This window comes from Streptomyces sp. NPDC049577, assembly GCF_040675635.1.
In the GTDB taxonomy this organism is placed as follows: Bacteria; Actinomycetota; Actinomycetes; order Streptomycetales; family Streptomycetaceae; genus Streptomyces.
Map to the genome: position 1 here is coordinate 1 of NZ_JBFAPH010000071.1, position 21,183 is coordinate 21,183.

Here is a 21,183-nt window from a genome sequence, read left to right on the forward strand (position 1 = left end):
GGCTCGGGCCGGTGGCGCAGTGGTCGGAGATCGGCGCGTACCGGGTGCTGACGGGGCTGTCCGCCGACCGGGCGGCGGACCCGGCGGTCCGGCCGCTGCTGGAGCGGGCGCACACCGAGCTGGCCCGCACGGCCGAGGTGTTCCTCGACTGCGCGGGCCAGGCCGGGCGCGCGGCCGCGGCGCTGGGCATCCACCGGCAGACGCTCTACTACCGGCTGGGCCGGGTGGAGCAGCTGACGGGCCTCGACCTGGACAACGGCGAGGACCGCCTGCTGCTGCACATGACGCTGAAGGCGGCGCGGCTGGGGCAGGTGCAGGGAGAGCCGGTCATTCCCCCACACTGATCGCCTGTACGGGGCAGGCGCGCGCGGCCTCGGCGACCATCGGATCGTTCTTGCCGTCCTCGGCGCCCGGACGGACGAGGCCGAAGCCGTCGTCGTCCTGGTCGAAGACGGACGGCGCGGTCAGCGCGCACTGCCCTGATCCGATACAGACGCCGGAATCGATGCTGACATGCATGGGGGAGCTCCGTTCTCCGGTCACCAGCTGACCGGGAGTGCGTAGAGGCCCTGGATGGACCCGCCCGGTTTGATGGGCACCTCATCCGGGGCAACGGCCAGACGCAGGGTGGGGATACGGTCGAACAGGGCCGTCAGGGCGATCTCCATCTCGGCGCGGGCCAGGTTCTGGCCGAGGCACTGGTGGACGCCGAAGCCGAAGGCGATGTGGTGACGGGCCGGCCGGTGGACGTCGAGGGCGTCGGGGTCCCCGTAGGCGGCGGGGTCGCGATTGACCATCGAGGTGGCGAAGAGGACGCCCTCGCCCGCCCGGATGGTCCGGCCGTCGCACTCGATGTCCTCGGTGGCGACGCGCACGAGCCCGTCGGCGATGGACAGATGGCGCAGCAGCTCCTCGACGGCGCCGGGCATCAGGCCGGGGTCGGCGCGCAACGCGGCGAGCTGGTCCGGGTGTTCGAGCAGGGTGTAGGTGCCGAGGGCGATCATGTTGGACGTGGTCTCGTGCCCGGCGACCAGCAGGACCAGGGCGAGCAGGACGAGCTCGTCGCGGTCCAGCCGGCCGTCGGACAGGGGTGCGGCGACGAGCTCGTCGAGCAGGCCGTCCACGGGGCCGCCGGCCCCCCTCTCCTTGTCCGCGACGAGTCCGTGGAGATAGCCGGTGAGCTTGTCCCGGGCGGCCCGCGCCTCCACCGGCCCGCGCGCGCCGAGCAGCTCGCGGGAGGCGCCCTCGAAGAATTCGTGATCGGCATAGGGCACGCCCAGCAGGTAGCAGATGGCCATCGACGGCACGGGCAGGGCGTACGCGGAGACCAGCTCGGCGCCCGGCCCCTCGGCGAGCATCCTGTCCAGGAGGCCGTCCACGGTCCGCCGGATCCAGGGGCGCATCGCGGCGATGCGCTTGAGGCCGAACGCGGGGATCAGCATGCGGCGCTGGCGGGCGTGGCGCGGGTCGTCGACCCCGAGGAGGGGGAGTTCGGTGTCGGCCTGCCGCTCGGCCCGGGGCACGACGACCGGGAAGGAGGGGTTCTGCCGGTCGGAGGAGAGCCGCGGGTCGACCAGCAGGGCCCGGGCCGCGGCATGGCCGGTGACGGCCCACACCTCCCGGCCGTCGTAGAGCCTCACCCGGGTCAGGGGGCCGTGGGCGGCCATCTCCGGGTAGGCGGCGGGCGGCCGGTACGGACAGGTCCGGGACTGGGGGAAGGCGGTGGCGGGGGAGTCGGTCACGGGCATGGATGAACCTCCCTGACTGGTGTCCTCAGGCAACCAGTAGAGCGGAACGCTTCCGGTGACGTCCAGAGCGCCCCCGCGGGGCGCGGTCAGGCGGCCGGGTCCTCCAGTACGGTTCCGGCCAGGATGCGGCGCATGCCCTCGACGATGTCGCGCCCGCTCGGCGCGGCGTCCGGGTCGATGAGCCACTGGACCCACAGGCCGATGAAGAGGGCGTGGTAGAGCGAGCCGGCCGTGCGCGAGGCCTCGGCCGGCACCAGCTTGTCGTCCACGCCCTCGAAGATGGCGGTCATGCCCTCGCGGCCCTGCGGCAGCACCGCGGCGAACCGCTGCCTGAGCTCGGGGTGGTTGTTCAGCTGCCCCATCACCTCCAGCTGGACCGACCAGAACTGACGGCTCGACGAGAAGCTCTCGACCAGCCCGTCGACCACGGTGGCGACGTGCTCCTCGCGGGGCGCGTCCGGGTCCGCCGCGGCGGCCAGGGTGCGGCCGACGCCTTCTCCCCACTCCTCGGTCATCCGCATGAACGCCTCCAGCATCAGGGCGTCCTTGGACCCGTAGTGGTAGCCGATCGAGGCGAGGTTGGCGCCGGAGGCCGCCACGATGTCGCGCGCGGTCGTGCGCACCCAGCCCTTCTCCAGCAGGCAGCGCTTGGCGCCTTCCAGCAGATCTTCGCGATGTCCCATGCCCGCACCCTAGCGCGCCCCATACGGCCGTTCCAGACGAACGTCTTAAACATCCGTCATAGACAAGCGTTTAAGACATCCGTATAGTCACCGGCATGACGAACCCCAGCCCCCGTGCCGGGCGCCGCGAGTGGACGGCTTTTGTCGTGCTCCTGCTGCCCCTCCTCCTGGTCTCGATGGATGTCTCCGTCCTCTTCTTCGCGGTGCCCGCCATCAGCGAATCGCTGCACGTGACGGGCGCGCAGCAGCTCTGGATCTTCGACATCTACGCGTTCGCCCTGTCCGGGCTGCTGATCACCATGGGATCGCTCGGCGACCGCATCGGCCGCCGCAAGCTGCTGATGTTCGGCGCGGCGGCCTTCGGCGCCGCGTCCGTCGCCGCCGCCTATGCGCAGAGCGCGGAGATGCTCATAGCGGCCCGCGCGGTGCTGGGCATCGGCGGGGCGACGCTCATGCCGAGCACGATGGCGCTGGTGCGCAACATGTTCCACGACGACAAGCAGCGGTCGGCGGCGATCGGCATCTGGTCGGGCGCCATGGCCGGCGGCATCGCCCTCGGCTCGGTGATGGGCGGCCTGCTGCTGGAGCACTTCTGGTGGGGCTCGGTCTTCCTGGTCAACGTGCCCGCGATGGTGCTGCTGCTCATCCTCGCGCCGCTGCTGGTACCGGAGTTCAAGGACCCGGCGCCCGGACGCTTCGACCTGCTGAGCGTGCCGCTGTCGATGGCCGCCGTCCTGCCGGTCACCTACGGCATGAAGAAGATCGCCTCGGACGGCACGCCGAGCGCGCTCGCGCTCGGCTCGATCGCCGCGGGCCTGCTGGTGGGCTGGGCCTTCGTCCGCCGGCAGCGCCGGAACCCGGACGCGATGATCAGCCGCGAGCTGTTCCGGCACCGTCTCTTCGGCGCCGGCATCACCGTCAACACCGTCGCCGCCTTCGGCATGATGGGCTCCTCCTACTTCACCACGCAGTACCTCCAGGGCGTCCTCGGCAAGGGCCCGCTGGAGGCCGCGCTGTGGAGCATCGCCCCCTCGATCGCCATCGGCGCCGCCGGCCCGGCCGCCACCGCGGTGGCCCAGAAGGTCGACAAGGCCTATGTGATCGCCGCCGGCTTCGTCGTCGCCGCCCTCGGCTTCGCCCTGCTGGTCCTGACGGACACCGACGCCCTGTGGACCGCGCTGATCGCGGCCGCCGTCATCGGCTGCGGCATCATCACCGTCATGGCCCTGGTCTCCGACCTGGCCCTGAGTACCACCCCGGTCGAGAAGGCCGGCACCGCCTCCTCCCTGATGGAGACGGGCCAGGAGTTCGGTGGGGCCCTCGGCATGGCCGTCTTCGGCTCCATCGGCACCGCGGTCTACCGCGGTGAGGTCCCGGACGCCCTGCCGTCCGGTCTGCCGGCCGGTGTCCTCCACGCGGCGCGCGAGACGCTCGGCGAGGCGGTCGGGGCGGCCCGGCAGCTGCCGGCGGCGGCGGGCGAGGGCGTCCTCACCGCGGCCCGGGAGGCGTTCACCCACGGCATGCACGTCGCCGCGCTGGGCGGGGCGGTGGTCTTCGCGCTCGCCTCGGTGCTGGCGGCGACGACGCTGCGGCAGAAGTAAGCAGAAGTAAGGGGTCGTGCTCGCACCCGCCGGACGGGCCGGATCATCGGCTCGTCCGGCGAACGTGTCTCAGATAGTAGGAAGTCCGAGTAATAGGCGGGACAACCCGCTCCCGCTGGCCTAGCGTGGAAGACAGCCGAACGTCCCGCTCCATCGAGCGACCGGCGGTCGTGGCCGCGTGCAACGACGCAGGTGATCCCTGCCGCACCGCGGGCCCCCGCCCCTTCCTCCGGCTCTCGCCCACTTCATGAGGAGACGTGACTTCATGGCCGAAACCACCGTCCGCAGGACCCGGATCCGCCACGCCGACACCGAGCGGCGCGACGCCGACCGGGTGAACGCCGCCGCCGCGCTCCAGCGCGCGCTGGACCGTCGCGACAACGGCGGCGTCACCGGCCACTGAGCCGAACGGGCGTCAGCGCCCGGGCCGCACCACACTGAAGTGGTCGATCCGCTCCCCGCTCTCCGCGAGGGCCGTCACCCGCAGTCTCGGGTGGCGGCCCGGCTGTGACTCCACCGCGAGGAAGGAGTAGCCGGTGTAGCGCACCCGGGACCACTCCACCGTCTCGGAGCTCTTGTCGCCGCCCTTCACCCAGTGGTAGGTGCGGACGCCGTCGACGTCCTTCACATGGCCCTCGTAGCTGTCCGGGGCCGGGAAGTCGTACAGGGACTTGCCGGCGCCGCCCGCGGTGACGTAGACGATGCCGTCGCGCGAGGAGTCGACGGTCTCGCCGACCGGGAGCTTGGCCACCCGCGTGCCCTTGATCGCGTCGGTGCGCTCGTAGACGTGGTTGTGGCCGTTGATGACCAGGTCCACCTTGTGCTTCTCGAACAGCGGCTGCCAGGCGTCGCGCACACCGCCGTCGGAGGCGTGGCCGTTCGTGGTGGAGAAGGCGCAGTGGTGGAAGAAGACCACGATGAAGTCGAGGCCCCCGCGGCCCCGCAGCTCGCCCAGCCGGCGGTCCAGCCAGGCGGTCTGCCGGCCGCCGCTGTAGCCGGTGTTGGCGGTGATCTCGTACGAGACGTCGTTGGCGTCCAGCGCGACGACGCCCACGTTGCCGTAGACGAAGGAGTAGACGCCCGGCGAGTGGCGTGGGTCGAAGCCGTTGGCCGGCAGGCTCCAGCGGGCGCTCTGGCCGCCGTAGCCGTTGGGGGAGTACCAGGCCTCCATGTCGTGGTTGCCGGTGGTCACCATCCACGGGACCGACTTGGCGACCGTCTCGGTCTGGGCGAGGAAGTTGTCCCACTGGCGGGCGTCGTAGGCGTCGCCCGTCGTGCCCGAGCCGTCCGGGTCGGCGTAGCAGATGTCGCCGGCGTGCAGGTGGAAGACCGGGTCCTGACCGAGGATCAGCTGGTCGTTGGCGAGCGCGTGGTAGCTCACACCCTGGTCGCCGAAGGCCGTGAAGACGAACTTCTCCGCGCGCTCGGGAGCCGTGCGGAAGGTGCCGACCGTGGAGAAGTGGCGCGGGTCCGCCGGGTCGAAGCCGTCGTGGCCGACGCCGTAGTAGTAGGTGGTGCCGGGACGGAGGTTGTCCAGCGCCGCGTGCAGGTAGACCTGGTCGACGGCCGGCAGCTTCTTGGTCAGGGCGGGGGTGTGCAGCGGGCGCACCTCGGCCTGGATCCGCTGGCTGAGGTCCCAGGGCTTCAGGCCCACCCGGACGAACGGGCGCTTCACCGAGAAGGGCACCTGCCAGGAGATCCGCATCTGTGTCTTCGGGTCCGCGCCGAAGGCCAGGTGCCGGCCGAACGGCGCGACGTGCTTGCCGTCGACCGTCGCGGCGGCCGGCGTGCCGATCAGAGTGGGGGAGAGCGGCTGGGCGTACGCGGCGCCGGCGCCCGCGCCCAGCAGGCCCGTGCCCGCGACGGCGCCGGCGGTGACGGCGCCGGCGCGCAGCAGGCCGCGGCGGGTGAACTTGCTCCGCAGGTACTCGTGCTGCTCGGCCATCGTCATCCGGCCGGCGAGGTGGTCGGGAATGCCTACCCGTGGTGTGTCCATGCCGGGCAACGTGCCAGGAATCGGCGAAGAGGTCACGTACTTCGGATGAACGTGAGCTGACCGAATCGCAATGTGTCCGCATAATGGACGTCGCGTGTCATCCAGCGGGACGGGGGAGTACGGTCCCGGTATGTCTCGCAGCACTCGCAGCATCCGCCTCGCAGTGATCCCCGGTGACGGCATCGGCCCCGAAGTGGTGGCCGAGGGCCTGAAGGTGCTCACGGCCGTCCTCCCGCCGGACGTGAAGCTGGAGACCCGGGAGTACGACCTGGGCGCCCGCCGCTGGCACGCCACCGGTGAGACCCTGACCGACGCCGAGCTCGCGTCCCTGAAGGAGCACGACGCGATCCTGCTCGGCGCCGTCGGCGACCCGACCGTGCCCTCCGGCGTGCTGGAGCGCGGGCTGCTGCTCAAGCTGCGGTTCGCCTTCGACCACTACGTCAATCTGCGCCCCTCCCGGCTCCTGCCGGGCACCGCCACGCCGCTCGCCGGACGGCCGGAGATCGACTTCGTGGTCGTCCGCGAGGGCACCGAGGGCCCGTACACCGGCAACGGAGGCTCCCTGCGCACCGGCACCCCCGACGAGGTGGCCACCGAGGTCAGCGTCAACACCGCCCACGGTGTGGAGCGGGTGGTCCGCGACGCCTACGAGCGCGCCCAGGCCCGGCCCCGCAAGAAGCTCACCCTCGTCCACAAGAACAACGTCCTGGTGTACGCCGGGCGTCTGTGGAAGGAGACCTTCGACCGCGTCGGCGCGGAGTATCCCGAGGTCACCACCGACTATCTGCACGTCGATGCCGCGACGATCTTCCTCGTCACCCAGCCGGAGCGCTTCGACGTCATCGTCACCGACAACCTCTTCGGCGACATCCTGACCGACCTCGCCGCCGCCGTCACCGGCGGCATCGGTCTGGCCGCCTCCGGGAACATCAACCCGAGCGGCGCCTTCCCGTCCATGTTCGAGCCGGTCCACGGCTCGGCGCCCGACATCGCGGGCACCGGCAAGGCCGACCCGACGGCCACCGTCCTGTCCGTGGCGCTCCTCCTGCGCCACCTGGGCTTCGAGGCGGAAGCGGTACGCGTCGAGACGGCCGTCACCGAGGACGTCGCGGGGCGCACGGAACCCCGTACCACCGGCCGTATCGGTGACGACCTCGTATCCAGGGTCACGGGCACCACCCGAGTAACGGAGTAAAACCCGGCCGCTGTGCTACCGCGCGGTTGGGTGCGACCATCGACCCGGACCGCGCGAACGTTTTCCGTCACGGGCCCCGCGAGCGATAATCGAACGCGGGGCCGCGACAAGCGCGAAGGCTCGGGCGTCCTGATCCCGGTCAGGGCGTCGAATGAGCGCGGTCCGCCACAACCAAGGTGAAGGACACGCATTCATGACGACGCCCACGATCGAGCTCAAGCCGTCCTCGCATCCGCTCTCCGACGCGGAGCGGGACAAGATCCTGGCCAACCCCGGTTTCGGCCGCCACTTCACCGACCACATGGTGACGATCCGCTGGACCGAGGGCCGGGGCTGGCACGACGCCCAGCTCGTTCCGTACGCGCCGCTGTCGATCGACCCGGCGAACATGACCCTCCACTACGCGCAGGCCATCTTCGAGGGCCTCAAGGCGTACCGGCAGCCCGACGGCTCGGTGGCGACCTTCCGCCCGGAGGAGAACGCCAAGCGCTTCGCGGCCTCCGCCCGCCGTCTGGCCATGCCGGAGCTGCCGGTCGAGACGTTCATCGAGGCCTGCGACGCCCTGGTGCGCCAGGACAAGGCGTGGGTGCCGGGTTCCGGCGAGCAGTCGCTCTACCTGCGGCCGTTCATGTTCGCCACCGAGGTCGGCCTCGGGGTGCGCCCGTCCAACGAGTACCTCTTCGTCGTCATCGCCTCGCCGGCCGGGGCCTACTTCCCCGGTGGCGTGAAGCCCGTCTCGGTGTGGTTGTCGCAGGAGTACGTGCGCGCCGCCCCGGGCGGCACCGGCGCCGCCAAGTGCGCGGGCAACTACGCCGCCTCCCTGGTCGCCCAGGCCGAGGCCGCCGAGCACGGTTGCGACCAGGTCGTCTGGCTCGACGCGGTGGAGCGCCGCTGGATCGAGGAGATGGGCGGCATGAACCTGTACTTCGTGTACGGGTCCAGGATCGTCACCCCCGCGCTCACCGGCACGCTTCTGCCGGGCATCACCCGCGCCTCCCTCCTCCAGATCGCCGCCGACCTGGGCTACGAGGTGGCCGAGGGCCGGATCTCCGTCGACGACTGGAAGGACGGCAACGCCGACGGCACCCTCACCGAGGTCTTCGCCTGCGGCACCGCCGCCGTCATCACCCCGGTCGGCTCGGTCAAGTCCGCGCACGCCGACTGGACCGTCGCCGACGGGCAGCCCGGCGAGGTCACGATGAAGCTCCGCAAGGCGCTGCTCGACATCCAGACCGGCGCGAGCGAGGACACCCACGGCTGGATGCACCAGCTCGCCTGAGCCCGCACGCGGGCAACAGCCGCCGCCGTACTCGCGTGCGTCGCGCCGTGAACGCAACGCACGCAAGTACGCGCGATCGTTGTCGCCGGGCCCCTTTCCGAAGCCGCGCCGTTCCGCCACCGTGATCCCCCATGGGACAGCACTGGAAGAAGATCTGGATCGGCTCGGCCGGCAACATGGTGGAGTGGTTCGACTGGTTCGTCTACGCCAGTTTCGCCACCTACTTCGCGGGCGCCTTCTTCCCCGCCGGCAATGACACCGCCAAGCTCATGAACACCGCCGGCATCTTCGCCGTCGGCTTCTTCATGCGGCCCGTCGGCGGCTGGCTGCTCGGCCGCGTCGGCGACCGGCGCGGCCGCAAGGCGGCCCTCACCCTGACCGTCACCCTCATGTCGGCCTCCGCCGTACTCATCGCGGCGGCCCCGACCTACGCCGTCGCCGGCTACGGGGGCGTCGCCGTGCTGCTCGTCGCCCGGCTGCTCCAGGGGCTCTCGGTCGGCGGCGAGTACGCGGCCAGCGCCACCTACCTCACCGAGGCGTCCGCGCCCGGCCGCCGGGGCTTCGCCTCCAGCTTCCAGTACGTCTCCATGACCGCCGGCCAGCTGCTGGGCCTCGGCCTGCTCATCGTGCTCCAGCACACGCTCGACAGCGCCCAACTGCACAGCTGGGGCTGGCGCATCCCGTTCGCCGTCGGCGCGCTCGGCGCGGCGGTCATCTTCTACCTGCGGCGGAACATGCTGGAGACGGAGGTCTACGCCGAGGCCGGACAGACCTCCGGGGAGGACCGGGGCACCCTCCGTGCGCTGTGGCGGCACAAGCGCGAGGCCCTGCTGGTCATCGCCCTGACCATGGGCGGCACGGTGGCCTACTACACGTACACCACCTATCTCACCAAGTACCTCTCCAACACCGCCGGCCTGTCCAAGCAGACCGCCACGCTCGTCAGCTTCTTCGCCCTGCTGGTCTTCGCCTGCCTCCAGCCGCTCGCGGGCGCGCTCTCGGACCGCATCGGGCGCCGCCCGCTGCTCATCACCTTCGCGGTGGGCTCCACCTTCCTCACCGTGCCGATCATGACGCTGCTGAGGCACGCCGGGTCCTTCTGGCCGGCCCTCGGGCTCTCGCTCCTCGCGCTGGTCGTCGTCACGGGCTACACCTCCATCAACGCCTGCGTGAAGGCCGAGCTCTTCCCCACCGGCGTGCGCTCGCTGGGCGTCGCCCTGCCCTACGCGATCGCCAACGCGCTCTTCGGCGGCACGGCCGAATACGTGGCCCTGTGGTTCAAGAACAGCGGTACGGAGTCGGGTTTCTCCTGGTACGTCGCGGGCTGCGCCGCCGTCTCGCTGATCGTCTACCTGACCATGCGGGAGACCCGGGACATCGACCTGACGTCCCCGGCGGGCCGGGCCGCCGAGCAGCCCGCCGACCCCGCCCGGGTGCCCACATCGTGAGACCCCGGACCACCGGCCGGCGCACCTGTGCCAGGATGCCCGCATGCTCCCGTTGGCCATGATTATTGGCAGCAGGCGCGCCGGTCCGCAGTGACCGCCTCGTATCACCCGTACGACGCGGCCGCCGTCGTCCCCAGACCCGCGCGCAGACCTCTCGCACCCGCGAGAGGTCTTTTCGTTTCCCGGCCGACCTCGCCGGGGACGAGGCGCGCGAGGGACCATAGGGGGACGGTGGAACCGGTCATTCCGGTAGACCGAGATCCTCACAGGAGTCAGATCAGCCATGACGGACGCAACCGAGCTCGAAGGCGGCCCGCACGACGGCTTCCACGTCTTCGACACGACCCTGCGCGACGGTGCCCAGCGGGAGGGCATCAACCTCACCGTCGCCGACAAGCTGACCATCGCCCGGCACCTGGACGACTTCGGCGTCGGCTTCATCGAGGGCGGCTGGCCCGGGGCCAACCCCCGGGACACCGAGTTCTTCCGCCGCGCGCCCGAGGAGATCGGCTTCCGGCACGCCAAGCTCGTCGCCTTCGGTGCGACCCGCAAGCCGGGCGTACGCGCCGAGGACGATCCGCAGGTCACCGCCCTCCTCGACTCCGGGGCCCCGGTCATCACGCTCGTCGCCAAGTCCCACGACCGGCACGTCGAGCTCGCGCTGCGCACCACGCTGGACGAGAACCTCGCCATGGTCCGCGACACCGTCGCGCACCTGCGCGCGCACGGCCGCCGGGTCTTCGTCGACTGCGAGCACTTCTTCGACGGCTACCGCGCCAACCCCGACTACGCCCTGCGGGTGGTCCGGGCCGCGCACGAGGCCGGTGCCGACGTGGTCGTCCTGTGCGACACGAACGGCGGCATGCTCCCCGGCGAGGTCGGCGAGACCGTCCGGGCCGTGCTCGACGCCACGGGCGCCCGCCTGGGCATCCACGCCCAGGACGACACCGGCTGCGCCGTCGCCAACACCCTGGCCGCCGTGGACGCCGGTGCCACGCACGTGCAGTGCACCGCCAACGGCTACGGCGAGCGGGTCGGCAACTCCAACCTCTTCCCCGTCGTCGCCGCCCTGGAGCTGAAGTACGGCCGGCGCGTGCTGCCGCCCGGCAAGCTGGCCGAGATGACCCGGATCTCCCACGCCATCGCCGAGGTCGTCAACCTCACCCCCTCCACCCACCAGCCCTACGTCGGCCTGTCCGCCTTCGCCCACAAGGCCGGTCTGCACGCCTCCGCCATCAAGGTCGACCCCGACCTCTACCAGCACATCGACCCCGAGCGGGTCGGCAACACCATGCGGATGCTGGTCTCCGACATGGCCGGCCGGGCATCCATCGAGCTCAAGGGCAAGGAGCTCGGCGTCGACCTCGGCGGCGACCGCGAACTGATCGGCCGCGTCGTCGAACGCGTGAAGCAGCGGGAACTCGCGGGCTACACGTACGAGGCCGCAGACGCCTCCTTCGAACTGCTGCTGCGCACCGAGGTCGAGGGTCGCGCCCGGCGTTACTACCGGGTCGAGTCCTGGCGGGCCATCGCGGAGGACCGCCCCGACGGCACGCACGCCAACGAGGCCACCGTGAAGCTGTGGGCCAAGGGCGAGCGCATCGTCGCCACCGCGGAGGGCAACGGCCCGGTCAACGCCCTCGACCGGGCCCTGCGGGTCGCCCTGGAGCGGATCTACCCGCAGCTGGCCGGGATCAGGCTGACCGACTACAAGGTCCGCATCCTGGAGGGCAACCTGGGCACGGGCTCGATCACCCGCGTCCTCGTCTCGTCGAGCGACGAGTCCGGCGAGTGGGCCACGGTCGGCGTGGGGGAGAACGTCATCGCGGCCTCGTGGCAGGCGCTGGACGACGCGTACGCGTACGGCCTGCGGCGGGCGGGCGTGGAACCGCAGGAGTGAGGCCCCGGACCGCGCCCGGCGCCCGGGAACTCAGGCCGCCTGTACGTGGCGGCGGTAGCGGCCGGGCGCCTCGCCGTACTCGCGCTTGAACGCCTTGGCGAAGGCGTACTCGGAGCCGTAACCGGTCCGCGCGGCGACCGTGATGAGCGGGGCTGCGGACTCGCGCAGCAGCTTCGCAGCGGTGGTCATGCGCCAGCGGGTCAGATACGCCATGGGCGGTTCGCCGACGAGGGCGGTGAAGCGGCGGGCGAAGGCCGCGCGGGAGAGGCCGGCCCGCGCGGCGAGGGACTCCACGGTCCACTGGGCGGCGGGGTCCTCGTGGATGGCGGCCAGCGCCGGGGCGACCGCGGAGTCGCCGAGGGCGGCGGCCCAGCCGCGGGCCGCGGCGGGCGGCTGCTCCTCCAGCCAGGCGCGCAGGATGTACAGGAGCAACGAGTCGATCAGCGCCGGGACGATGCCGGCCGACCCGCTGCGCGGATTCTCCAGCTCGGAGCGCAGCAGCTGCACGGCGGCACTGAGCTCCGGGTGGCGGCCGTGCCGGGTGGCGAGGTGGACGACCTCGGGCAACTGGCGTACCAGCGGGTGCGGGCGGGCCTGGTCGAGGTGGTAGTTGCCGCACAGCAGGCGGGTCGACGGGCCGTCGCCACCGATGGTGACGGTGCCCAGGGGCGAGCCCGGGCTGAACTGGTCGGGCCGCTCCTCCTCGGCCGGTGTGCCGGGGTGGTCGGCGAGGATGTGCCCCCGGCCGTTCCGCAGGAAGACCACGTCCCCGGGGCCGAGGGCGATCGGTGCCAGGTGCGGCGCGTCCTCCAGCGGGATCAGCCAGCAGGTGCCGTGGAGCACCACGTGGAATCCGGCGCCGGCGACCTTCGGAAGGCGCAGGCCCCACGGCGCGCGCCCGTGGGTCCGCACGGACCTGGGCTGCCCGGTCCGCATGGAGCCGAGCGCCTCGGTCAGGATGTCCATCGCCGTCCCCCTCGTCCTCGGCAGCCGCCCGGTACCCCCGTCACCGGGCGACCACCTTACGGGCTGCCGCCGCCCCGGACGACGGTCGGGCCCGGCCGGTGGCCGGGGTCAGTCGACGGTCAGGACGACCTTGCCCTGGGCGCGCCCCGAACCGACCAGCTCGTGGGCCTTGGCGACCTCGTCCAGCGGGAAGGTCGCGGTGACGTGCGGACGGATCCGGCCGGCGTCGACGAGCGCGGCGATCGCCTCCAGCGAGGCGTAGTCGGGCTCCACGGAGATTCCGGCGAAGTGCCGGCCCGCGGCCTCGACCCGCGCGGCCAGTTCCCGGTTCCAGTGCTCCATGATGCTGACGAGGGTGCCGCCGGGCCGCAGCACGGACAGTGAACGGACGCCGTCCGAGCTGGAGTCGAAGACGACGTCCAGGCCGGCCAGCACCTCGGTGTAGTCGGTGGTGCGGTAGTCGATCACCTCGTCGGCGCCGAGGCTCCGTACGAAATCGTGCTTGGCGGCGCTCGCCAGGCCGATCACGTGGGCGCCCCGGGCCTTGGCGATCTGCACCGCGAAGTGACCCACACCGCCGGCCGCGCGGTGGACCAGCACCCGCTGCCCCTCCCCGATCCGGGCCGCGTCCACCAGGCCCTGCCAGGCGGTGAGCGCCGCGAGCGGGATCGCGGCGGCGTGCACATGGTCGACGGACGCGGGCTTACGGGCCACCTGACGCGAGGGGACGGCGATGTACTCGGCGTACCCGTTCGCGGCGCGCGGGAAGAACGGCATCCCGAACACCTCGTCCCCCGGCTTGAAGCGGGCACCGGGGCCGGCCTCCTCGACCACGCCGGAGATGTCCCAGCCGACCCCGAACGGCGGCTCGCCGAGCAGCGGATAGGCACCGGACCTGACGGCCACGTCGACCGGGTTCACGCCGCTGGCGTGGACCCGGACGAGGACCTCGCCGCCGAGCGGGGCGGGACGCTCGGTCTCGGTGACCTGAAGGACCTCGGGTCCGCCGAAGGACTTCTGGGTGACGGCGCGCATGGTGGATCTCCCTCTGCTCTGGCTGTGTGCCCGGGCGGGCGGTTGATGTGTTCAACCCTAGGAAGATCGAACGAGCCGCTGAATATCCCCTGCTCTCGGAAAGATGTCCAAGCGTCTCACTGGTGGGAAGGTGCCGGCGGGAGAACCCCGGCCAGCCCGCCCTCCAGGAGGTCGAACCCCTGGTCGGCATCCGCGTGCGCCCCGGCCAGCGCCGCCCCGGCGGTACCGCAGGCGGACACCCGCCGCCAGTTCTCCAGCGCCAGCCGCTGCTGCACCCGCACGATCTGAGTGGCCGCCAGCCGCGCGGTCAGCGCGTCCGCGCCGGCGGTCTCCGTCAGCGCCTCCGCCAGCAGCTCCTCGTCCCGGTCGGCGTAGCGGACGAGCCGCGCCAGCAGTGCCGGCGTCGTGTAGAGCATGTCGATGAACGCCCGGATGCCCGGGTGGTCGTTGAGGCCCGTGACCGGGTCGTAGGCGTCCAGCCGCGCGTGGAAGTGCGCCCGCAGGGCGGCCAGGGGCGAGCGGCCCGCCTGGCGTGCCCGTACGACGCGGGCCGCCTCGCCCTGGTGGTCGGCGAAACGGTGCAGCGCCAGATCCTCCTTGGCCGGGAAGTAGCGGAACAGCGTCGGCTTGGACACCTCCGCCGCGGCCGCGACGTCCGCGACCGACACCTTGTCGAAGCCGTGCTCCAGGAAGAGCGCGACGGCGGCGTCGGACAGCGCCTGGCGTGTGCGTTCCTTCTTGCGCTCGCGCAGTCCCGTCGTCTTCTCGGTCATACGGGCACCCTAACAGCACTCTTCATTACCGGGAAACTTTTGTTACTCGGTTGCGTTTTCCGGGCCGGTGGTCTTCCATGGGCGTACCGAACCGATGGAGGGGACACCGCAATGCCCGACACCACCACCGTGCTGATCGTGGGCGCCGGCCCGACCGGACTGACGCTCGCCATCGGCCTCGCCCGCGCCGGCGTCCCCGTGCGGATCGTCGACAAGGCGGCCGGGTTCCACCGCCACTCCCGGGGCAAGGGCCTCAACCAGCGCAGCCGCGAGATCCTCGACGACCTCGGGGTGGGGGAGCAGGCCGCCGCCCACGGCACCGAGCACATCACCCTGCGCAAGTACCGCGACGGCGTGCCCGTCGCCGACCACGTCGTCTTCGCCGACCGCGTCCCCACCCCCGAGACGCCCTACGCCAGCGGGCTGCTCCTCCCGCAGTGGCGCACCGAGGAGATCCTGCGCGACAAGCTGGCCTCGTACGGCGTCGAGGTCGAGCTCGGCCGCGAGCTCACCGGCTTCGACCAGGACGAGGACGGCGTGACGGCCCGTCTCGCCGACGGCCGGACCATCGAGGCCGCGTACCTCGCCGGCTGCGACGGCGGCCGCAGCTTCGTCCGCAAGTCGCTCGGCGTGGCCTTCGAGGGGCAGACCGAGGCCGGGGAGTGCATGGTGATCGGCGACGTCGAGGCCGACGGCCTCGAAACCGGCGTCTGGCACCAGTGGTTCGACGAGGACGGCGGCATCATGCTGTGCCCCTTCCGGGGCAGCCGGCACTGGCAGCTGCAGGCCGCGCCGGAGCCCGGTGCCGAGCCCTCCCTGGAGAGCTTCCAGCGGCTCTTCGACCGGCACGCCCGCCGCCCCGACATCCGCCTGGCGAACCTCACATGGACCTCGGCCTACCGCATCAACGTCCGTATGGCCGACCGCTTCCGGGTCGGCCGCGTCTTCCTCGCCGGCGACGCCGCGCACGTCCACTCGATCGCCGGCGGCCTCGGCATGAACACCGGCATCCAGGACGCGTTCAACCTGGGCTGGAAGCTGGCGTACGTGGCGCGCGGCTGGGCGGGACCGGACCTGCTGGACACCTACGAGGAGGAGCGGCTGCCGGTCGCCGCGTGGACGCTCAAGCTGACGGACGAGCGGCTGAGCGCGGTGCGGGAGGGGGTGCGCCGGGCGGGCGTCGGTACGGAGGCCGGCGTCACCGACGACGTCACAACGCTGGGCGTCGGCTACGGCTGGAGCTCCCTCGCGGCCGGCGGCGGGGCGCTGGCGGGGGAGCGGGCGCCGGACGGGATCCTGCCGGACGGGCGGCGGCTCCACGAGGTCTTCGCCGGCCCGCACTTCACGGTGCTGTGCTTCGGCACGGAGCCCCCCGAGGTGGGTGGCCCGGCACGGACGTACCGCGTCGAGGACGAGCGTGCGCGCGCGGCGTACGGCATGGAGGGCGACGGGGTCGTCCTGGTCCGCCCGGACCACCACATCGCACTGACCGCCCCGACCGCCCCGACTGCGGGCCCGGCCCGGGTGGCCGGCTACCTACGGGGCCTGGGCCGGTGACGGTGGGTTTGCGACGCCGGGACCCGGCATTCCGGGTGCCCGGCGTCGCAAACCCACCGCTGCGTCGTCAGCCGGCCAGCTTGGCCAGCGCGGCGTCGATCCGGGCCAGCGTCCGCTCGCGGCCCAGGATCTCCAGGGACTCGAAGAGCGGCAGGCCCACCGTGCGGCCCGTGACCGCGACGCGGACCGGGGCCTGGGCCTTGCCCAGCTTGAGGCCGTGCTCCTCGCCGGCGGCGACGACCGCGGCCTTGATGGCGTCCGCGTTCCACTCCGCCTCGGCCAGCTTGGCGCGGGCCGTGCGCAGCAGGGCGTCCGAGCCCTCCTTCATCGCCTTCTGCCAGGACGCCTCGTCCTCGGCCGGCTCGTCGAGGAAGAGGAAGTCGACGTTGGCGGTGATGTCCGAGAGGACCGTCAGACGCGTCTGCGCGTGCGGGGCGATCGCCTCCCACGCGGCCCGGTCGAAGCTCTCCGGGGCCCACGGCGCGTGCGGGGCCTTCAGCCACGGCTCGCAGGCGTCGGCGAAGGCCTTCGGGTCCAGCCGGCGGATGTGGTCGGCGTTGATCGCCTCGGCCTTCTTCAGGTCGAAGCGGGCCGGGTTGGCGTTGACGGCCGTGATGTCGAAGGCCGCGACCATCTCCTCCATGGAGAAGAGGTCCTGGTCGGCGGAGAGGGACCAGCCGAGCAGGGAGAGGTAGTTGAGCAGGCCCTCCGGCAGGAAGCCGCGCTCCCGGTAGAGGTTGAGGGAGGACTGCGGGTCGCGCTTGGAGAGCTTCTTGTTGCCCTCGCCCATCACGTACGGCAGGTGGCCGAACCGCGGGGTCGTGCCGTTGCCGATACCCAGCTCGGCCAGCGCGCGGTACAGGGCGATCTGACGCGGGGTGGAGGACAGCAGGTCCTCGCCGCGCAGCACGTGCGTGACCTCCATCAGCGCGTCGTCGACGGGGTTGACGAGCGTGTAGAGGGGCGCGCCGTTGGCCCGGACGATGCCGAAGTCCGGAACGTTGTCCGGGGTGAAGGTCAGCTCGCCGCGCACCAGGTCGGTGAAGGTGATCGGCTCGTCGGGCATCCGGAAGCGGACGATGGACTCACGGGCCTCGCGCTCGTACTGCTCCTTCTGCTCGGCGGTCACCTCGCGGCACTTGCCGTCGTAGCCCGACGGCCTGCCGGCGGCCCGGGCCGCCTCGCGGCGGGCGTCGAGCTCCTCGGTGGTGCAGTAGCAGCGGTACGCGTGGCCGGACTCCAGCAGCTTCGCCGCCACGTCCTTGTAGACGTCCATGCGCTGCGACTGACGGTACGGCGCGTGCGGGCCGCCCACCTCGGGGCCCTCGTCCCAGTCGAGGCCCAGCCAGCGCATGGCGTCGAGCAGCTGCTCGTACGACTCCTCGGAGTCGCGCGCCGCGTCGGTGTCCTCGATGCGGAAGATCAGGGTGCCGCCGTGGTGCCGGGCGAAGGCCCAGTTGAACAGGGCGGTGCGGACCATGCCCACATGGGGGTTGCCGGTCGGCGAGGGACAGAAACGTACGCGTACGGGTGCGCTAGCCACGCTTGATCACCTTGTTGGTGAGAGTGCCGATGCCTTCGATGGTGACGGCGACCTCGTCGCCGACGTTCAGGGGTCCGACCCCGGCCGGGGTGCCGGTGAGCACGACGTCGCCCGGGAGCAGCGTCATCGCCTCGGTGATGTGGACGATCAGGTCCTCGACGGAGCGCACCATGTCGCTCGTGCGGCCCAGCTGGCGCTGCTGCCCGTTCACGGTGCACATGATCCCGAGGTCGGACGGGTCCAGCTCGGTCTCGATCCAGGGGCCCAGCGGGCAGGAGGTGTCGAAGCCCTTGGCCCGGGCCCACTGCTTCTCGCGCTGCTGGACGTCACGCGCGGTGACGTCGTTGGCGCAGGTGTAGCCGAGGATCACGTCCTTGGCGCGCTCGCGCGGGACCTCGCGGCACATGCGGCCGATGACGACCGCGAGCTCCGCCTCGTGGTGCAGCTCCTGGGAGAACGAGGGGTAGGCGATGGGGTCGCCGGGGCCGACGACCGACGTCGACGGCTTGAAGAAGGTGACGGGCACCTCCGGGACCTCGTTCCCGAGCTCCGCGGCGTGCTCGGCGTAGTTGCGGCCGATGGCGACGACCTTGTTGGGCAGGACGGGCGGCAGCAGCCGCACCTTGTCCAGCGGGACCTTCTGCCCGGAGCGCTCGAATTCGGCGAAGGGGTGACCCTTGATGATGTCGAGTTCGTCGCCCTCGACCACGCCGAAGGCGACGTTGCCGTCGATGGAGAACCTGGCGATGCGCACGGGAAGCCGCTGCCCCTTGTCTTGAGTCGGCCGGAGTCTGACACCCCAGGCTATCGCGGGGGCGTCGGGCGACCCGTGCGCTGTGCGGTCAGTCCTCGGTCGCGGCGGTGACCGGGGCCGTCATGAGGATGGTGCGGCGCGGGTTGGCGGTGCTCGCCGGCAGCTCGGCGGCGTACTCGGGGAGCTCGGCGGTGCGCGGCGCCGCGGCGTCCGTCAGATGGGCCAGCGTGGTGCGGCGCGGGTTGGCGGTCTTCCGGGACGTCGTCGTCTTCACTTGCGGTGCCTCGCGTTGTCGTTCTGCACAGTCGTTTAAAGGAACAGGCTAGGCGCGCCCTTCCCCTCGGGCCGACTGGAGAAGTCATGACTTTCCTGTGAGTTTCCTCACGACCGGGCGGTCAAACGTGGCATAACGGGCGACCCACGAGTGGGAGCGAAACGGACATCGGGGGACTGAATCTGACGTTCCGCTCCTGATCATGGCGACTGGGACACGGGTCGAGTGCCTCGTCCTGGCGAGTGACTCATGGGCATAAATCCGACAAACGGCGGTCGATGTTCTACCGTGTGTCATGTTGATCATCACGCAACGTCACGACCGTCTCGACCCGTGCCACCGGCCTTGTTGGGAGTTCTCGCACTGTGCTGGAATTCCACGGACCGCCAGGGGGGCACCGCGGTCCCCCCACGACTCGACACCGTCCCTCCGCTCACCCGGCGGGACGCCTGGTCCAGAGGTTGCGACGCTAGTGCAGGGACGTTTCAAGAGGGATGGCAGCGCTGCGGCGGAGCCGGAGCCGCACGGTGCGACCGACCGCGGCACGCCCGTCGACCCGCCGAACGGCGGCGAGGCCGCCGAGCGGCCGAAGGCGAAGGACAAGGACGGTACGGGCTCACGAATAGCCCTGCGCAACTGGCGCATCAGCACCCGACTGGTCTCACTGCTGGCCCTCCCCGTCGTCGCCGCGACGACGCTGGGTGGCCTGCGCATCAACGAGGCCGTCCAGAACGTCGACCAGCTCGACCACATGAAGCTCCTCACCGAGATGACGGGCAAGGCGACCCAGCTCGCCGACGCCCTCCAGGAGGAGCGGGACAAGTCCGCCGGTCCGCTGGTCTCCAAGAACCCCAAGGACGACCAGGTCGTCGCCCCGCGCGAGGCGGCCGACCGGGCGATCGAGGCGTTCCGCCAGACCACCGCCAAGGTCAAGTCCAACGACCCGACGATGGTCGGCGTCCAGACCACCCTCGTCGACATCACCAGGCAGCTCGACAAGATCAAGGAGATCCGTCAGAGCGCCTACGACAACACCGACTACCTGTCGCAGACGGTCAACAACTACAACGCGCTCATCAACTCGCTGCTGTCGCTGTCCCAGGACATGGCCCAGGCCACCAGCAACAGCGACATGATCACCGCGACCCGCGCGCTGGCGACGTTCTCCGCCGCCAAGGAGTACGCCTCCATGCAGCGCGCCGTCATCTCCGGCGCGCTCGCCAACAAGGCGACCATCTCCCCCAACGACCGTCAGTACGGCAAGGCCGCCCTGGACAACGAGGACCAGGCGCTGCGCCGCTTCACCGCCATCCGCGCCGGCGACTCCGCGGAGCTCCTCCGCGCGCTCAACGGCGGCATGAGCGAGATCACCGAGGCCAACACCTTCGCCGAGCGCGTCCTGGGCAAGACCGACGCCCTGAAGGCCGAGCCCATGTCGTACCGGGACTGGTACGACAAGGACAAGATCAAGCTCGAAGAGATGGCCAAGATCGAGCAGACCCTGCTCACGCAGATGGACCAGAAGGCCGCCGAGCTGCGTGACGAGGCCCAGCAGGAGGCCATCCTCAACGGTGCGCTGATCGTCCTGGTCCTCGGCATCTCGCTCGTCGGCGCCTTCGTCGTGGCCCGCTCCATGGTGCGCTCGCTGCGCCGTCTGCAGGACACCGCCCAGAAGGTCGCCGGGGAACGTCTGCCCGAGCTCGTCAAGCAGCTCTCCGAGAGCGACCCGCAGGACGTCGACACGTCCGTGGAGTCCGTCGGTGTGCACAGCCGGGACGAGATCGGCCAGGTGGCCAAGGCCTTCGACCACGTGCACCAGGAGGCCGTCCGCCTCGCCGCCGAGCAGGCCCTGCTCCGTGGCAACGTCAACGCGATGTTCACCAACCTCTCGCGCCGGAGCCAGGGTCTCATCCAGCGTCAGCTGTCCCTGATCTCCGAACTCGAGAGCCGCGAGGCCGACCCGGACCAGCTCTCCTCGCTGTTCCGTCTGGACCACCTCGCGACCCGTATGCGCCGTAACGGCGAAAACCTCCTCGTCCTCGCGGGTGAGGAGCCGGGCCGCCGGTGGACCAGGCCCGTCCCGCTCGTCGACGTTCTCCGCGCCGCCGCGTCCGAGGTGGAGCAGTACGAGCGCATCGAACTCAGCGGCGTGCCGCCGACCGAGGTCGCCGGCCGTGTCGTCAACGACCTTGTGCACCTCCTCGCCGAGCTGCTCGAGAACGCGACCTCGTTCTCCTCGCCGCAGACCAAGGTCAAGGTCACCGGTCACGCGCTGCCCGACGGCCGGGTGCTCGTCGAGATCCACGACACCGGCATCGGTCTGTCGCCCGAGGACCTCGCGGCGATCAACGAGCGACTCGCCTCCCCGCCGACCGTGGACGTCTCCGTCTCCCGGCGCATGGGTCTGTTCGTGGTCGGCCGCCTGTCCCTG

19 protein-coding genes are annotated in these 21,183 nt (G+C 71.4%); 9 read left to right on the forward strand and 10 right to left on the reverse strand.

The annotated features are described in order from the left end of the window. On the forward strand, positions 1-344 hold a 344-nt coding region (locus tag AB0K09_RS11275), incomplete at its 5' end, for a helix-turn-helix domain-containing protein (protein ID WP_366065074.1). Here the strand turns inward: AB0K09_RS11275 and AB0K09_RS11280 are convergent. The 3 genes from AB0K09_RS11280 to AB0K09_RS11290 form a co-directional block, all read right to left on the reverse strand. Beyond that, positions 328-519 carry a ferredoxin gene (locus AB0K09_RS11280; protein ID WP_366065075.1) on the reverse strand — a complete coding sequence of 64 codons (192 nt, stop codon included), beginning with the start codon at positions 517-519 and terminating at the stop codon, positions 328-330. The two genes, AB0K09_RS11275 and AB0K09_RS11280, sit on opposite strands and share 17 nt — an antisense overlap. Before the next feature lie 20 nt (positions 520-539). Next, positions 540-1,748 (reverse strand): cytochrome P450, encoded by a 1,209-nt coding sequence (locus AB0K09_RS11285; RefSeq protein ID WP_366065076.1) that lies wholly within the window; start codon positions 1,746-1,748, stop codon positions 540-542. An 86-nt stretch (positions 1,749-1,834) separates the two neighbouring features. Beyond that, positions 1,835-2,431 (reverse strand): TetR/AcrR family transcriptional regulator, encoded by a 597-nt coding sequence (locus tag AB0K09_RS11290; RefSeq protein ID WP_366065077.1) that lies wholly within the window; start codon positions 2,429-2,431, stop codon positions 1,835-1,837. Between the two features lie 95 nt (positions 2,432-2,526). On the opposite strand from AB0K09_RS11290, the gene AB0K09_RS11295 reads away from it, so the two are divergent. Together AB0K09_RS11295 and AB0K09_RS11300 are read left to right on the forward strand one after the other, a co-directional pair. Next, on the forward strand, positions 2,527-4,032 hold the full coding sequence (locus AB0K09_RS11295) for an MFS transporter (RefSeq protein WP_366065078.1): 1,506 nt from the start codon (positions 2,527-2,529) through the stop codon (positions 4,030-4,032). Positions 4,033-4,297: 265 nt separating this feature from the next. Continuing rightward, positions 4,298-4,435, forward strand: a complete 138-nt coding sequence (locus tag AB0K09_RS11300) for a hypothetical protein (RefSeq protein WP_366065079.1) — start codon at positions 4,298-4,300, stop codon at positions 4,433-4,435. A gap of 12 nt (positions 4,436-4,447) precedes the next feature. Here the strand turns inward: AB0K09_RS11300 and AB0K09_RS11305 are convergent, their stop codons facing one another. Further along, positions 4,448-6,028: a metallophosphoesterase family protein gene (locus tag AB0K09_RS11305; protein WP_366065080.1), complete on the reverse strand. Its 1,581-nt coding sequence runs from the start codon at positions 6,026-6,028 to the stop codon at positions 4,448-4,450. Between the two features lie 130 nt (positions 6,029-6,158). Between AB0K09_RS11305 and AB0K09_RS11310 the strand changes: the two genes are divergently transcribed. From AB0K09_RS11310 to cimA, 4 genes are all read left to right on the forward strand, one after another. Then, positions 6,159-7,223 (forward strand): 3-isopropylmalate dehydrogenase, encoded by a 1,065-nt coding sequence (locus tag AB0K09_RS11310; protein WP_366065081.1) that lies wholly within the window; start codon positions 6,159-6,161, stop codon positions 7,221-7,223. Positions 7,224-7,416: 193 nt separating this feature from the next. Continuing rightward, a complete protein-coding gene (locus AB0K09_RS11315; RefSeq protein ID WP_366065082.1) occupies positions 7,417-8,502 on the forward strand; it encodes a branched-chain amino acid aminotransferase in 1,086 nt (361 codons plus the stop codon). A gap of 131 nt (positions 8,503-8,633) precedes the next feature. Beyond that, positions 8,634-9,950, forward strand: coding sequence for an MFS transporter (locus AB0K09_RS11320; protein WP_366065083.1), 1,317 nt, complete (start codon positions 8,634-8,636; stop codon positions 9,948-9,950). 283 nt (positions 9,951-10,233) lie between these two features. Beyond that, complete coding sequence (gene cimA / locus AB0K09_RS11325) at positions 10,234-11,850, forward strand: citramalate synthase (RefSeq protein WP_366065084.1); 1,617 nt, start codon at positions 10,234-10,236, stop codon at positions 11,848-11,850. A 30-nt stretch (positions 11,851-11,880) separates the two neighbouring features. Here the strand turns inward: cimA and AB0K09_RS11330 are convergent, their stop codons facing one another. The 3 genes from AB0K09_RS11330 to AB0K09_RS11340 all read right to left on the reverse strand — a co-directional run bounded on the left by AB0K09_RS11330 (position 11,881) and on the right by AB0K09_RS11340 (position 14,624). Continuing rightward, on the reverse strand, positions 11,881-12,816 hold the full coding sequence (locus AB0K09_RS11330) for an AraC family transcriptional regulator (RefSeq protein ID WP_366065085.1): 936 nt from the start codon (positions 12,814-12,816) through the stop codon (positions 11,881-11,883). Between the two features lie 108 nt (positions 12,817-12,924). Next, complete coding sequence (locus AB0K09_RS11335) at positions 12,925-13,851, reverse strand: NADP-dependent oxidoreductase (protein WP_366065086.1); 927 nt, start codon at positions 13,849-13,851, stop codon at positions 12,925-12,927. Positions 13,852-13,967: 116 nt separating this feature from the next. After that, complete coding sequence (locus AB0K09_RS11340; protein WP_366065087.1) at positions 13,968-14,624, reverse strand: TetR family transcriptional regulator; 657 nt, start codon at positions 14,622-14,624, stop codon at positions 13,968-13,970. Between the two features lie 111 nt (positions 14,625-14,735). On the opposite strand from AB0K09_RS11340, the gene AB0K09_RS11345 reads away from it, so the two are divergent. After that, a complete protein-coding gene (locus tag AB0K09_RS11345) occupies positions 14,736-16,181 on the forward strand; it encodes an FAD-dependent monooxygenase (RefSeq protein ID WP_366065088.1) in 1,446 nt (481 codons plus the stop codon). Positions 16,182-16,248: 67 nt separating this feature from the next. On the opposite strand, the gene gltX is transcribed toward AB0K09_RS11345, so the two are convergent. The 3 genes from gltX to AB0K09_RS11360 form a co-directional block, all read right to left on the reverse strand. Continuing rightward, on the reverse strand, positions 16,249-17,724 hold the full coding sequence (gltX, locus tag AB0K09_RS11350; RefSeq protein ID WP_366065089.1) for a glutamate--tRNA ligase: 1,476 nt from the start codon (positions 17,722-17,724) through the stop codon (positions 16,249-16,251). Then, positions 17,717-18,478, reverse strand: a complete 762-nt coding sequence (locus AB0K09_RS11355; RefSeq protein WP_366065090.1) for a fumarylacetoacetate hydrolase family protein — start codon at positions 18,476-18,478, stop codon at positions 17,717-17,719. The genes gltX and AB0K09_RS11355 overlap by 8 nt, the downstream gene beginning before the upstream one ends. A gap of 88 nt (positions 18,479-18,566) precedes the next feature. Then, complete coding sequence (locus tag AB0K09_RS11360) at positions 18,567-18,752, reverse strand: hypothetical protein (protein WP_366065091.1); 186 nt, start codon at positions 18,750-18,752, stop codon at positions 18,567-18,569. 472 nt (positions 18,753-19,224) lie between these two features. On the opposite strand from AB0K09_RS11360, the gene AB0K09_RS11365 reads away from it, so the two are divergent. Continuing rightward, positions 19,225-21,183: nitrate- and nitrite sensing domain-containing protein (locus AB0K09_RS11365; protein WP_366065092.1), on the forward strand; the 1,959-nt coding region annotated here is incomplete at its 3' end.

Coding starts and splice junctions, on each gene's coding strand:
- AB0K09_RS11280 (WP_366065075.1), bottom strand. CDS start 519: ATGCATGTCAGCATCGATTCCGGCGTCTGTATCGGATCAGGGCAGTGC.
- AB0K09_RS11285 (WP_366065076.1), bottom strand. CDS start 1,748: ATGCCCGTGACCGACTCCCCCGCCACCGCCTTCCCCCAGTCCCGGACC.
- AB0K09_RS11290 (WP_366065077.1), bottom strand. CDS start 2,431: ATGGGACATCGCGAAGATCTGCTGGAAGGCGCCAAGCGCTGCCTGCTG.
- AB0K09_RS11295 (WP_366065078.1), top strand. CDS start 2,527: ATGACGAACCCCAGCCCCCGTGCCGGGCGCCGCGAGTGGACGGCTTTT.
- AB0K09_RS11300 (WP_366065079.1), top strand. CDS start 4,298: ATGGCCGAAACCACCGTCCGCAGGACCCGGATCCGCCACGCCGACACC.
- AB0K09_RS11305 (WP_366065080.1), bottom strand. CDS start 6,028: ATGGACACACCACGGGTAGGCATTCCCGACCACCTCGCCGGCCGGATG.
- AB0K09_RS11310 (WP_366065081.1), top strand. CDS start 6,159: ATGTCTCGCAGCACTCGCAGCATCCGCCTCGCAGTGATCCCCGGTGAC.
- AB0K09_RS11315 (WP_366065082.1), top strand. CDS start 7,417: ATGACGACGCCCACGATCGAGCTCAAGCCGTCCTCGCATCCGCTCTCC.
- AB0K09_RS11320 (WP_366065083.1), top strand. CDS start 8,634: ATGGGACAGCACTGGAAGAAGATCTGGATCGGCTCGGCCGGCAACATG.
- cimA (WP_366065084.1), top strand. CDS start 10,234: ATGACGGACGCAACCGAGCTCGAAGGCGGCCCGCACGACGGCTTCCAC.
- AB0K09_RS11330 (WP_366065085.1), bottom strand. CDS start 12,816: ATGGACATCCTGACCGAGGCGCTCGGCTCCATGCGGACCGGGCAGCCC.
- AB0K09_RS11335 (WP_366065086.1), bottom strand. CDS start 13,851: ATGCGCGCCGTCACCCAGAAGTCCTTCGGCGGACCCGAGGTCCTTCAG.
- AB0K09_RS11340 (WP_366065087.1), bottom strand. CDS start 14,624: ATGACCGAGAAGACGACGGGACTGCGCGAGCGCAAGAAGGAACGCACA.
- AB0K09_RS11345 (WP_366065088.1), top strand. CDS start 14,736: ATGCCCGACACCACCACCGTGCTGATCGTGGGCGCCGGCCCGACCGGA.